The organism is Clostridium thermosuccinogenes (assembly GCF_002896855.1).
GTDB lineage: Bacteria > Bacillota > Clostridia > Acetivibrionales > DSM-5807 > Pseudoclostridium > Pseudoclostridium thermosuccinogenes.
The window spans coordinates 3,393,077-3,405,288 of record NZ_CP021850.1; the positions used below are offsets into that span (position 1 = coordinate 3,393,077).

Annotated in this window: 15 protein-coding genes and 1 tRNA gene; 1 reads left to right on the forward strand and 15 read right to left on the reverse strand. The window is 41.2% G+C overall.

Annotated features, from left to right (window positions below; translation table 11 throughout):
- Positions 1-81 precede the first annotated feature (81 nt).
- The gene (gene pdxA / locus CDO33_RS14975) at positions 82-1,089 is read right to left on the reverse strand and encodes a 4-hydroxythreonine-4-phosphate dehydrogenase PdxA (RefSeq protein ID WP_170045784.1); all 1,008 of its coding nucleotides are present in this window, start codon (positions 1,087-1,089) and stop codon (positions 82-84) included.
- Positions 1,090-1,202: 113 nt separating this feature from the next.
- A tRNA-Pro gene (locus CDO33_RS14980) sits at positions 1,203-1,278 on the reverse strand.
- Positions 1,279-1,578: 300 nt separating this feature from the next.
- Between CDO33_RS14980 and CDO33_RS14985 the strand changes: the two genes are divergently transcribed.
- Entirely contained in the window at positions 1,579-2,700 is a 1,122-nt protein-coding gene (locus CDO33_RS14985) for a hypothetical protein (RefSeq protein ID WP_103081327.1), read from the forward strand.
- Between the two features lie 9 nt (positions 2,701-2,709).
- Here CDO33_RS14985 and CDO33_RS14990 read toward each other — a convergent pair whose 3' ends face one another.
- The 13 genes from CDO33_RS14990 to CDO33_RS15030 all read right to left on the reverse strand — a co-directional run bounded on the left by CDO33_RS14990 (position 2,710) and on the right by CDO33_RS15030 (position 12,134).
- Positions 2,710-2,943 carry a hypothetical protein gene (locus CDO33_RS14990; RefSeq protein ID WP_103081328.1) on the reverse strand — a complete coding sequence of 78 codons (234 nt, stop codon included), beginning with the start codon at positions 2,941-2,943 and terminating at the stop codon, positions 2,710-2,712.
- A 352-nt stretch (positions 2,944-3,295) separates the two neighbouring features.
- Positions 3,296-3,733: a tyrosine-type recombinase/integrase gene (locus CDO33_RS21345; protein WP_161496491.1), complete on the reverse strand. Its 438-nt coding sequence runs from the start codon at positions 3,731-3,733 to the stop codon at positions 3,296-3,298.
- A 57-nt stretch (positions 3,734-3,790) separates the two neighbouring features.
- The gene (locus CDO33_RS20925; protein ID WP_161496492.1) at positions 3,791-3,931 is read right to left on the reverse strand and encodes a hypothetical protein; all 141 of its coding nucleotides are present in this window, start codon (positions 3,929-3,931) and stop codon (positions 3,791-3,793) included.
- An 80-nt stretch (positions 3,932-4,011) separates the two neighbouring features.
- Positions 4,012-4,137: a hypothetical protein gene (locus CDO33_RS21515; RefSeq protein WP_274540209.1), complete on the reverse strand. Its 126-nt coding sequence runs from the start codon at positions 4,135-4,137 to the stop codon at positions 4,012-4,014.
- Positions 4,138-4,171: 34 nt separating this feature from the next.
- Positions 4,172-4,423, reverse strand: coding sequence for a transposase (locus tag CDO33_RS15000; protein WP_103081330.1), 252 nt, complete (start codon positions 4,421-4,423; stop codon positions 4,172-4,174).
- A 77-nt stretch (positions 4,424-4,500) separates the two neighbouring features.
- Positions 4,501-4,734 carry a hypothetical protein gene (locus CDO33_RS15005; RefSeq protein ID WP_103081331.1) on the reverse strand — a complete coding sequence of 78 codons (234 nt, stop codon included), beginning with the start codon at positions 4,732-4,734 and terminating at the stop codon, positions 4,501-4,503.
- Positions 4,728-7,388: a family 78 glycoside hydrolase catalytic domain gene (locus CDO33_RS15010; protein ID WP_103081332.1), complete on the reverse strand. Its 2,661-nt coding sequence runs from the start codon at positions 7,386-7,388 to the stop codon at positions 4,728-4,730. Before CDO33_RS15010 ends, CDO33_RS15005 begins: the two co-directional genes overlap by 7 nt.
- A gap of 347 nt (positions 7,389-7,735) precedes the next feature.
- Complete coding sequence (locus tag CDO33_RS20930) at positions 7,736-7,879, reverse strand: hypothetical protein (RefSeq protein WP_161496716.1); 144 nt, start codon at positions 7,877-7,879, stop codon at positions 7,736-7,738.
- A 280-nt stretch (positions 7,880-8,159) separates the two neighbouring features.
- Positions 8,160-8,330: a hypothetical protein gene (locus CDO33_RS20615; protein ID WP_161496717.1), complete on the reverse strand. Its 171-nt coding sequence runs from the start codon at positions 8,328-8,330 to the stop codon at positions 8,160-8,162.
- 180 nt (positions 8,331-8,510) lie between these two features.
- A complete protein-coding gene (locus tag CDO33_RS20620; protein ID WP_151898659.1) occupies positions 8,511-8,714 on the reverse strand; it encodes a hypothetical protein in 204 nt (67 codons plus the stop codon).
- 1 nt (position 8,715) lies between these two features.
- The gene (locus tag CDO33_RS15020; RefSeq protein WP_103081334.1) at positions 8,716-9,507 is read right to left on the reverse strand and encodes an HAD-IIA family hydrolase; all 792 of its coding nucleotides are present in this window, start codon (positions 9,505-9,507) and stop codon (positions 8,716-8,718) included.
- Positions 9,504-10,697: a sn-glycerol-1-phosphate dehydrogenase gene (locus CDO33_RS15025; RefSeq protein ID WP_161496718.1), complete on the reverse strand. Its 1,194-nt coding sequence runs from the start codon at positions 10,695-10,697 to the stop codon at positions 9,504-9,506. Before CDO33_RS15025 ends, CDO33_RS15020 begins: the two co-directional genes overlap by 4 nt.
- 138 nt (positions 10,698-10,835) lie before the next feature.
- Positions 10,836-12,134: an alkaline phosphatase family protein gene (locus CDO33_RS15030; RefSeq protein WP_103081336.1), complete on the reverse strand. Its 1,299-nt coding sequence runs from the start codon at positions 12,132-12,134 to the stop codon at positions 10,836-10,838.
- Positions 12,135-12,212 lie beyond the last annotated feature (78 nt).

Here is a 12,212-nt window from a genome sequence, read left to right on the forward strand (position 1 = left end):
TACCGCTGTCCCACAATGGTCATCTATTACAATATATTACCCAATTAGAACTTTTTTAGCAATAAAAATAACAGGCCATCATTAACTCTTGTGATATCCCGGGCCATACTCAGCAGCCAGCCGGATGGCTTCCTCCATGCTCACTGAGCTGGCTATGCCTCGGCCTGCAATATCAAAGGCAGTGCCATGATCCACCGATGTCCTTAAGAAAGGCATGCCTATGGTAAGGGAAATCGTCCTTTCAAAATCCAAGGTCTTGGTGGCTATGTGCCCCTGATCGTGATAAAGGGACAAAACAGCATCATACTTTCCTTTTAAGGCCAGGTAGAATACCGAATCCGCCGATACAGGCCCGGTAACATCAATGCCTTTTTCCCTGAGCTTGTTCACTGCCGGCTCAATTTCCCTGACCTCTTCATCGCCAAACATGCCGTGCTCTCCGCTGTGGGGATTCAGCCCGGCTATTGCTATCCTTCTTTCGTTAAGCCCAAGCCTCCTTAATGCTTCATCACAACGCAGGACATAATCTATGATCCTGTCAGCAGTCACCATATCACAGGCCTTTCTCAATGATACATGCCGGGACAGAAAAAAGACCCTTAAATTGTTTACCTGGAACATGGTAAGGGGGTCTTTTGTATTGGCAAGCTCCGCCAGCATTTCCGTATGCCCTATGAAATTCACTCCGGCAGCTTTTATTGCTTCTTTATTTATCGGAGTGGTAGCAATAGCAGTTATTTTTCCTGAGTTTGCCAGCTCAGCAGCCTTTACTATGTACTCAAAAGCCGCCTTTCCTGCCGCGGCCTGAACCTTGCCGAATTCCAAAGCTTCTGCATCTATGTTTCCCAGGGAAATAACATCCACCGATCCATAGCAATATTTGCCCTGTTCAGGGTCATCTATCCTGTATAGCTCAAGCTCTGACCCGATTATCCCGCCAATTCTTTGAAGCACGCCGATATCACCCACCACCAGTGGTTTGCATATATCGTATATCCACTTGTTGTTAAGGGCCTTCAATACAATTTCCGGGCCTATTCCTGCCGGATCGCCGATTGGTATGCCTATTATTGGTTTGTTCACAAGCAACACTCCTTTGCTGGGAATTTTATATAAAATGTAATATCATAGACAGTTAAGAGAATTCTAATCCATATAAGCGAAAGACCACCTTATGCAGGTGGTCTACACATTATTAATATTGGTCGGAGTGACTGGACTTGAACCAGCGGCCTCAACGTCCCGAACGTCGCGCTCTACCATCTGAGCCACACCCCGATGACACCAATATATTTTAACACACAACCCGGGAATAAAGCAATAGGTAATTTAATCTTTTTGGCAAAAATATTGTGAGTTAATTTTACCACTAAATTCATAGTTTTCAATTCTACAATTTCGTTATATACTTAAGTTAAAGATCTGGTTAAAATGCATGTGTGTGGATGAGTGTAACGGGTTTATATCTTGTCGCATTTTTTCACATTAAGCCGGAAAAAGCTTGTATCCGGGTTCTTTCTGTCTATGTGTTCAAAATGCTGTTCTATGATTACACATTAAACCGGGGGTGTTTTACTTATGGTAGAGATAAAGGAAGTAAAAACTCGGCAAGATCTTAAAAAATTCATTTGTTTTCCCAATATGTTATACGCCCGAAATCCCAACTGGGTACCGCCTTTGATACTTGATGAAATGAACACCCTCAGGAGCGATAAAAACCCGGCTTTTGAGTACTGTGAAGCCCGGTGCTGGATAGCCTTCAAGGACGGAAAACCTGCCGGACGCATTGCAGGAATTATAAATCACAAATATATCGAAAAATGGGGCAATAAATATGCCCGATTCGGATGGTTGGATTTTATAGATGATGAAGAAGTCTCCCGTGCTCTTTTGAGCACCGTTGAAGCATGGGCGAAAGAAAAAGGCCTGAACGGAGTACATGGTCCTTTGGGCTTTTGCGATCTGGACAAGCAAGGCATGCTCATACAAGGCTTTGATGAAAAGTCGATGATGATCACTTTGTACAACCATCCCTATTATATGGCTCATATGGAGAAACACGGCTACAGGAAAGATGTGGACTGGGTTGAATATGAAATAAAGGTGCCGGACGCAATCCCCGAAAAGATAAAAAAGATCAATGACTATGTATTAAAGCGTCTGAATCTCAGGGTCCTCAGATTTAAATCGACAAAAGAACTTCTTGGCTATGCCGATGAAGTCTTTAAACTTCTGGACGAGGCATACGAGCATCTCTATGGTGTTGTTCCCTTGACGGACAAGCAGGTAAAGGCTTATACAAAGCAATATTTGAGCTTCATAAATCCAGATTATGTCAGAGTAATAGTTGATGAAAATTCTCAGCTGGTTGCTTTTGGAATAGCCATTCCAGCTTTGGCTGCTGCTTTCCAGAAGGCAAAGGGAAAGCTTTTGCCTTTCGGATTCTATCATATCCTGAAAGCCCTACACAAGAATGACAGGCTTGACCTTTTGCTTGTGGCCGTAAAGCCTGAGCTTAAAGGCAGGGGAGTGAATTCTCTCCTACTAGCGGAAATTAACGAGAGCGCCTCTGCCAACGGGCTAAAATATGCAGAAACCGGCCCGGAGCTTGAGGATAACGCAGACGTTCAAGGCCTATGGAAGTATTATGAAACAAGGCAGCACAAGCGCAGGAGATGCTATATCAAGCATATCGAATGAATATAAGCATCAAACGAGACAGGCTTCTAGTATAAATAATGTCAGACTACTTTTGCCCAGCCATTCATCAAGAGTATTGAAGATTTTGGTGTCCGCTAATTTACTGTTCCCAAGCTCCATGTAGGGAAAATTCTCTATTACATAGAAAGAATAGTCCAAATCAAAAAAATAATGGTCTATTTCACAGTTTACGAAATCCGAAATGAAATCAATCATAAATGCTATGTGATTCTTAGATTTCATTAGTCTTCCTCCTAGGCATTTTTTCAGGCTCTGTTCTTTTGTCTTCGGTATATACACTTTCTGTGGCGTTTTCCACTACCTGACAAAAAATCTTCTTTCGCGGATACATAGTCCGGTTTCCCAAGGTTAGAGCGTGTGTAAAATCCATGACAAATATTCAAACGGATTCATACCGTTTTCCATTGCTGTAACAACTAGACTATAATGCACTGCAGTGATCCTAGCACAATTTGGTGTGTCAGAAAAAAGCTAGTTCTTATACTTATGTTCTTGAGTACATAAGTGTAATTATGTGTCAAAGTAAGTCAAGAAACGCCAAGATAGAATTATTAGGAATAAAATGGTAGTTGGATTAACCTGGCTCACTTATTTTTTTAAATGTTTTACTCTTCATTCCCATATTTGCTTCCATATATTTATGTGTTGTAAGAATACTCTCGTGACCAAACCAAATGGCTATTGCCGAGATGTCAACGCCAGACTGTAGCATCCTGAGTGCGGCTGTATGCTGGAATGCATGAGAAGTTATGTTCTTTTTAGCGAGTGGTGGAGCTGCTTGAGTGGCTTTCTTTCGCAGGCAACCTAAGCGATAACGTGCACCAAATCGTGTTAGTCCGCTATCTGTACAATTTATATATAACTCAAGTTTCCCACTGTAAATTTGCCAGCTTTTCCTTGAAATAAGTAGGCAAGGAAACAATAAAGTGTTCAAAAGCTCATCGATCTGTTGTTTGATAAGTGATAATATCTCTGCCAGAACAGATTTGAGCAAGTTTATGATAAGCTGCAATACCTCAATGAACTTGATATCATGAAGTTCATCGCAGCAAACATAGAATAGTTCGCCCTAAGTAAGCAGATCCTTGTTGTTGCAGCTTTCCAGAGCCAGCATGAAGTACCTTAAAAACACAATAGCCGTGTGAATCACCATGCAATCGTAGGAGTGACCCTGGAACTCTTTCTGAAGCTTCAGGTATGTTTTGTACATTTTGAAGAAAACCTCAATATCCCAGCATTTTCCGTAGATGCGGATGATTTCTTCATTAGCAAGTTCAGTATCTGTAGAGATTAAAGCAAGTCACTGGCTACGCCGATTTCGGCCACGAACAAATACAACCTTGTCAGATACTTCATTGCCCTTCTCATCTTTGCTGATACCCACAATGACGGAGGCCAGGATTTTAGCTTTGCCACGTTTTTTACGGACGGCAGCATACAGCTGTTTAGATTAAGACGTCTTGCCCTGGTAGTTGTATTTTACAGTTTTCATAGACTTCATCATGGCAATGGTATGTAAGCCTAATCCCTTAATCTTGAGAAGAATTCCGGGAAAGCAAAACCAACTGTCAAAAAGGACGTACCTGGCTGAATCCGCATAGGTGAGAGCCTGTTTTAACATGTCAATCATTACATCTGTGGATTTTCGGGTAACGTTGGTCCTATTCCTATAGCCGACGGTCCTTTTGTCCGGGTTTTCCATTTGCTCGCAATACCGGTTTTACGGTCATCAGAGCTTAAGTGAGTGAATGACAACGGACAGAAGCTATTGCCGTCGAATCAGCCAAAGGTAAGCATCCCAAAACCCTTTTTATATTTACCGTCCGTATAGTCCTTCACACGTGCAAGCAGTTCAACTTCCTTGCTCCTACCCCTTTCATACAGGGAATCATCAACAATTAAGACATTTACTCGGTCATCCGATGTCAGTGTCTCAATTTTTTCCTTAATGACAGTAATGAAAATTAAACGTACTTTTGTGTTTAAAAATACAATTAATAAATTTTCTAACATGAAACCCCATAACTGAATGTATAATCTCCCGATCCAATCCCAACCTTTACTCCATCCGCTGTCTTTTCATACCTGAAAATGCCCTCGGCCTCTTCCAGTTTTCTGCCGCCTTCTTTAACATCCTTTATGTCTGCAAAAGGCAGAATAACCACAGCAGTTGTATTTGCCGGTATACTTACATACACTTGCATTTTGTCTCCATCCTTTTTCCATGAGGATAGTATAATACCGTACATGGATTCAATCTGTGCTCTGGCAAAGGAAAGTCCTGGTCCCGGCTTTGGAGTTATGAATATATGTTTGTACCCGGTCCTCTCCTCGTCGGTATTTATTCCAGCTACAGTTCTATACAGCCAATCCCCTATGGACCCATAAGCATAATGGTTAAAAGAATTCATATCACTGCTCCAGAAAGATCCGTCTTCCTTTATACCATCCCAGTGCTCCCAAATGGTGGTAGCCCCTTTTGTAATCTGATAAAGCCATGATGGGTAATCAGTATTCAGGAGCAGCTTATAAGCTATATCATTGTACCCGTTTTGGCTTAAGACATGGCACAGGTATGGAGTGCCTATAAAACCTGTAGTCAGGTGATAATTGTTTTGCTCAAGAAGCTTAACCAGATTGTTGGTAACCCGGTTCCTGTCCCGGTCATCCACAAGATTAAACATGAGAGCCAGTACGTGAGCCGACTGTGTTGATGAAGCAAGCCTTCCGTTGGGAGTAACAAACTCTTTTCTGAAATTATCTACAATTTTTTTGTGAAGTTCTTCATATTCTGATGCATCTGCCAGCTTTCCGAGTATTTTAGCCGTCTTGGCTAGAATATCAGCAGAATTGGCATAAAATGCCGTTGCAATAAGATCTGTCGGAGTAGCTCCTACATAGCTGCCCTCCTTACTGTCAAGACCCAGCCAGTCGCCATAATGAATGCCGGTATTCCAGAGATATTCATTATCTCCCTGTCTTCTTATATATTCCACCCACTGCTTCATGCTTGCATACTGCTCCTCAAGTATTCTTTTATCCCCGTAACATATGTATATTGTCCATGGGCATATGGTGGCAGCATCTCCCCATGCAGAAGATGAGTAACTGTTATCACCCAAAACATGAGGTATCACATGTGGCACTCCTTTTTCTTCAGACTGATCTGCGGCAAGATCTCTCAGCCACTTAGTAAAAAATGGAGCCACATTCATATTAAAGCAGGCAGTACGAATAAACACTTGGGCATCTCCGGTCCAACCGAGCCTTTCATCTCTCTGGGGACAATCAGTGGGCACATCAAGAAAATTCCCTTTCTGTCCCCAGAAAATATTATGCTGCAATTGATTTACCATTTCATCAGAGCAGGTAAAGTTTCCCGTTACCTCCATATCTGAATGAATAACCCGTCCTGTAAAATTTTCCGGAAGAATCTCGCCAGGATAACTTACTACTTTTACATATCTAAAGCCTTGAAATGTAAAATGGGGCTCATAACATTCTTTTCCATTACCTTTCAAAATATACCTGACGGTCTGCTTTGCATGCCTTAGGTTATCAGTATAAAAATTGCCGTCTTTATCAAGCACCTCTGCATGCTGAAGCACTACTTCCGAGCCTGCTGGGCCTTCTACAACAAAAGACACCCGGCCTACCATATTCTGACCAAAGTCAATTACAATCTCTCCCTTTGGCGTCTTGATTAATCCAACAGGTTTTATATTCTGAATTACTCTTACCGGTACACTTTCCTGTGCCACTAGATTTTTTTTCGTTTTGTCAAGGACCATTACTCCGTTCCAGTCACTGTCATCATAATCTGCCGTGTTCCAATCGTACTTTTCCATGCGAGCATCATAAGTTTCTCCATGGTAGATCTCTGACATAAGTATAGGGCTTGTAGATGCTTTCCAGCTATTATCGGAAATTACCATACTCTCTTTACCGTCTTCATAAGTTATATGCATTTGCAACAATAGAGCAAGCTTATCCCCATATATTTTTGAGTTTCCTTTCCAGCCCAGTTCCCCTTTATACCAACCATTGCCCAGCACAGCCCCGATTGCATTGACACCGTCTTCCAGCAGATGGGTGACATCATAAGTCTGATATTGAAGCCTTTTGTTGTAGCTTGTCCAACCTGGGGTAAAGAGGTGGTCGCTTACCCGGATGCCGTTTATATAGAGTTCATAGAGACCCAAAGAAGTCACATAAACTCTGGCAGTTTTTACCTTTTCAGTAATGTTGAATTCTTTCCTAAGCAGGGGAGATACTTTCGATGCCTGTAAATTTACATCTGCAGGTGTAATCCATTCGGCAGCCCACTCGTCTGTGCCCAGCATGCCCATCTCCCAGAAACCTGCATCACTCCAGTCAGAAACATTGCCTTTATTATCCCAAGCCTTTACACGATAATAGTAGCGGGTTCTGGACTCCAAGGCGTCCCCTGCATACTCTACATGTACCGATTTATCTGAACTGACTATGCCGGTGTCCCAAACTATATTTTTAAAAGAATCATCATCTTTTGACACCTGAATTCGATAAGCTTTCTGCATTACACTCCGTCCATCCGCAATCAGCTGCCATGAAAGTCTGGGAGCTGCCACATCTATACCCATAGGGTTTTCCCTATACTCGCATCTTAGTTTTTTAACTTTCAGCATCTTCAAACACTCCTTTATAAATCTAAGGTCAAATCTGGATTTACAAACTTACCCTTGGCATTAATAATTGCTAATCATAAGTTCCGGGTTTGCTGGAATAATTTTTATCCATACTGTTTTAGGTTTAGCCTAAATACGCGATATTTAGCCATACTTTATCATAACTTCCGCATAATAAATTGTCATGCATATCGTCACTTATTCTATATAATTATATAATAATCATTTATTGCGCTTGTTAATAATACCTCATACACCTCCATACATCCAATATAAGCCTGTATCTGCCAGGATCCATTCCTTTGAAAGGTACATTGCTGGTACAGAATACATGCCCTTCCTCGGGTTTATCGTAAATAAGGCAGTATTTCAGCACTGGTAGTCACATCTTCATCCGTCCCTGTCTGAAGAGCTGCGTAACTCACATTTCCACACAGACATACCTTGTCTCCTACCAAGCGCTTTACTTCACTTATTTCTACACCGGTCATCGAGTCCAATGAATGTAAGGCGTGAAGTATGCATTCTACTAGTTGGTTTAGCATCGGCATGATATTCAAACGGTATGCTTAATGGTAAAAAGCCCCTCCTTTTTTGCTTCATCTGCTATATTATAAAGACACGGCTATCCAAGTTCTTCAAGCACAGCCAATGAAAGGAAAGCTGGAGTTGTAGCAATAATTTGAGCATAGGAACAGGCAATCCACACCATTTCCCCGACACACCTTATTTTTATGATGGCTGCCTGTGCTATATCTTCAGCTCTAGCCTTTATTTCATTCGGATCATCAGCAATGCATAGACAAAATCGTACATGGCATTGCCATCCGGAATTGAAAATGTGCCGTCTCTATAGAAACCTATCATCATTGTGTCACCTATAAGCTCGCATAGATATTTAAAGAAGAGTTTCATTTCTTCCGGTAGTATATCCTCTTTCAAAAACAAATTCATATTACCGGGACCATAACCTAAGACTATGGAATGTTCAAGGCTGCTGTAGACATGTACGAAATGCTCTTAAAGATAAAGTATTTTTCTTCTTTCTCCTTTTGGCAAAGCTTTGCCAGATTATGCGGCAATAAGTTCCCGGTAATGAACTTTTTCCAAACATTTTTTCTTTCAGATGAAACTCCAGTTCAAAAGAAGGTTATGTACCAGATTTCCACAGGTGGAAATACTTAAGGGGAATAAATCACGAGCCAGTATCCTTCTAAAGCTCTTGCATAAGAGTTTTAAAAAAATACCACTGCAGCTAAACTCACTAAAAAATACATCCTGAACTGCTCTTCCCAGGGTAAGAGCAATACCGTTCTTAGACCACAAATTAAAGCACCCTGCCCAACGCTGAAAGGGAATCAAAAATATAATCAGGTTTTACATCTGATTTTTCCACATCTTCAATTCTGGTTTCACCGGTGAGAACAAGTATTCCTGTGATTCCGTTTCTTACTCCTACTGCTATATCCGTATAGAGCCTGTCGCCAACAAATGCCAGTTCGTCATCTCCCATGCCCGTAATCAATTTGATCATATCCACCGTTTCCCTAAAGGGTTTTCCGAGAAATTTCGGTTTCTTTCCGGTGGATGATTCGACCATTGCGCACATCGATCCACAGTCAGGTATAAAGCCATTCTCCGTCGGGCAATTATAGTCTATATGCGTAGCAAGGAACAATGCCCCATTTCTTATATAAGTGCATGCCTTTGATACTTTTTCATAAGTCAGGGTCGTATCAAACCCGAACACTACAATATCAGGATTATTTTCAGTTAATCTGATGCCATTGCTCTTGAAGCTTTCCACAAGCATTTCTGTTCCCACCAGATAAACTCCTGCATCAGGATAATTCTCTTTAAGGTACTTTATCGTAACATCACCGGAGGTTACTATAGTTTGCTCTTCTACGAAACAGCCCATGTTTGCAAGCTTTTTTTTATAAAACTTGCTGTTTTTTGAAGAGTTATTGGTAAAAAACAGGAAACCCCTGTTTTTAGCTTTCAGTTTTTCTATGAAATCCAGGGAACCGTCAATAAGCTTATCCCCCAGATAAAAAGTACCATCCATATCCAGTACAAAAAGTTTTTTAGACCTGAGAGCCTCTAAGTTATTTGTCATAAGCCATCATGCCCATAAAACCTGTCTGCCAGTGTTGCAGCAAATTTCTTTAGTTTCCCTTGCTCATCACAAAAACGAAGTATTGTGTATTTATCCCTCATGTACATGGCATTCAACATACCATCCATAAACATCTCCCGATCAATGCCTAACTCCCTGGGATTTGTCTTTGCCCCGACTTTTTCCAGCAATCTCCTAACATAAGATGAAGAAGGGTACTCTATACCCTGTGGAAGCTTATCTGCAATCATTTCATACAGTATTGCGGTTATAAGCGTCGCAGTTCCTACTGCATTTCCGTGTAGAGGATGTTTCATACCCCTTTCAATTGCCTTGATTTCCCAATAATGTGCCAATTGATGCTCGGTTCCCGATGCAGGTCTGGAAATTCCCACCAAGCCCATCGAAATTCCTGTCAATATCAAAGCTTCTATTAAGCTGCCAATAGCTGCCTCGTCCCTGCATGTCAGCCCATCAGTACTGTTTATGCATTTATCGACGGCATTTTGAACAAGCTTGGCCGTTGTTTCACAGTAATACTCTTTCGCCATTATCCTTGCTAGCTGCCAGTCAGCTTTTGCGGTGAGTTTTCCAAGAATATCCCCATATCCTGCCTTGATCATTTCCATTGGAGCGTCTTTCATAACAGATGTATCAGCAAATATTGCATAGGGATATTTCGCTTGGAATGTAATCTTTTTATTTCCTACAACCAAAGGCGAGCCAACAGATGCATATCCATCCATTGAAGGAGCCGTACCAGTAATCGCAAAAGGTATTTTGGTTCTGAAGGCAACTATTCTGGACAAGTCATTTAACACACCGGAACCCACTGCAAGTATGATTGAGACATCATTATCAAGCTCAATCAGCAGTCTTCCCACTAAATTCATATCCGGTATGAGATCGTTCTCACCAACTTCAAACATAAATGACTTATAATTAAAGCCTTTTTCTTGTAGCCTGTTTACAACTCTGTTTCCAAGCACCCTATATGTGTTGCTGTCAGACACTACAAACAACTTTCCTTTCTTAAATGGCTCCAGAGCTTTAACCAATTCATCCAGTATGTTGGTTCTTACCACCAGTTTTTCAATATCAACTGAATGCTTTTTTCCGCAACTGCAGTTAAATGACAGCCCCGGCAAGTCTTCTATATTAATGTTAAATAAATCCTTTTCCTCTATCATATTCAACTTTACTCACTTCCATATACCTATTATAAATTTCCCACGAAATGAAGTTTTTTGAAACAGAATCATAGCTTTCATCTAGAATTCAGCAAAATAAAGTTTCTTTGTTACACCATACCTATTAGAGAAAAACTTTTATATGAGTATTTCCATCATCGGCTTACCATCGGTATCTGGCATGGATACTCCCAGCATTTTGGCAAAAGTCGGGGCTTCATCCACAAGCTGCCCTTGTTCCAAAAAAACCTTCTTTTTAAATCCAGGTCCTATTCCCATAAAGGGAGGTTGAGGACCTTTATCAGGAAGATGCCCATGAGCTCCGTGGTAAAACCTGTAATTACCAGGGTCACAAGGAATTACGTAAGGAGATGTCCAACTGTTTCCAAATGCAGTATACCCATCGGTCTCCAAAACAAAAGAAAAGCCTCCGTCCAGAAATTCCTTCTCGTTAATTTCTTCCCTGGTAAAAACTCTTTCGAATCCGTAAACCCTTTCGTCACACAGAAAATGAAGATACTCCTCCACCTCTTTTGATAGAACAGTATCAGAGGGATTTTTCAGATAAACATGTGCAGAAAGACTGGCTGATTGAGAATAAACCTTCCAGTCTGCCAGATTTCCATTTTCATCTGTTTTAATCCATCCTTTTCTTAAGAACAATACATTGGGATGGACAAAACGGCGTATTTCAAGCTGGCCATGATCGCTGAGCACAACAAAATTAGTTTCATCAATAATCCCTGCTTCTCTGGTAGCTTCAATAATCTGCCCCAGCCATTTATCTGCTATGCGAAACCCCTCAAAAACCTTATCGGAGAACAGTCCTGTATCATGTCGGAAAGAGTCAATGTGAGCCGGATGTATCATTAAAAGATGGGGCTTAAACTTCTTTATTATGCAGCATGCACACGAAACAATAAATTCATCTGCTTGCGGGTGCTTTCGTTCCTCCAGCATACCTAGATTTGGCAAGACAATTTCTCTTACAACATCTTCTGAAGAACCTGAGCGTCTGAAAGCATCCTCAGGAGTATCACCTGGAAACTGAGTCCAGTATTCATTGATAAGGTAGTCAATGCACTTCATGTTACCAGTAACCGGCCAGAAGACAGAAGCAGTTTTCAGCCCTGCATTTTTTGCATATTCAAAAATCGTAGGGGATTTTATAACATCACCGAACCAGTTCCACGACAAATGCTTCTTACCAGGTTCAAACACCTCGTTGTTGATTACTCCATGGCGGTTTGGGTAGTTACCTGTCATAATGCTGACATGCGCCGGATAGGTAAGCGTAGGATAAATGGAGCGCATTTTACTTATAACGGAGCCTTCCCTGAAAAACGGACGAAAGCTATCCAATGATTTAAGATATTCAAGATCTTCACTAACCATGGCATCCATGGAAATGACAATAAGCCGCTGCTGTTTTATCAATTGAAAATACCTCTTTTCTATGTCGGAAATATTCGTGAAGCTTCTTTAATTTACCGTATGGACATAAGGTCATGATTC

What these genes read in the sequence shown, in the direction of transcription:
- CDO33_RS14985 (WP_103081327.1), top strand. Translation starts at nt 1,579, where the DNA reads ATGGTAGAGATAAAGGAAGTAAAAACTCGGCAAGATCTTAAAAAATTC.
- CDO33_RS14990 (WP_103081328.1), bottom strand. Translation starts at nt 2,943, where the DNA reads ATGAAATCTAAGAATCACATAGCATTTATGATTGATTTCATTTCGGAT.
- CDO33_RS20925 (WP_161496492.1), bottom strand. Translation starts at nt 3,931, where the DNA reads ATGTACAAAACATACCTGAAGCTTCAGAAAGAGTTCCAGGGTCACTCC.
- CDO33_RS15000 (WP_103081330.1), bottom strand. Translation starts at nt 4,423, where the DNA reads ATGGAAAACCCGGACAAAAGGACCGTCGGCTATAGGAATAGGACCAAC.
- CDO33_RS15005 (WP_103081331.1), bottom strand. Translation starts at nt 4,734, where the DNA reads ATGTTAGAAAATTTATTAATTGTATTTTTAAACACAAAAGTACGTTTA.
- CDO33_RS15010 (WP_103081332.1), bottom strand. Translation starts at nt 7,388, where the DNA reads ATGCTGAAAGTTAAAAAACTAAGATGCGAGTATAGGGAAAACCCTATG.
- CDO33_RS20930 (WP_161496716.1), bottom strand. Translation starts at nt 7,879, where the DNA reads ATGACCGGTGTAGAAATAAGTGAAGTAAAGCGCTTGGTAGGAGACAAG.
- CDO33_RS15020 (WP_103081334.1), bottom strand. Translation starts at nt 9,507, where the DNA reads ATGACAAATAACTTAGAGGCTCTCAGGTCTAAAAAACTTTTTGTACTG.
- CDO33_RS15025 (WP_161496718.1), bottom strand. Translation starts at nt 10,697, where the DNA reads ATGATAGAGGAAAAGGATTTATTTAACATTAATATAGAAGACTTGCCG.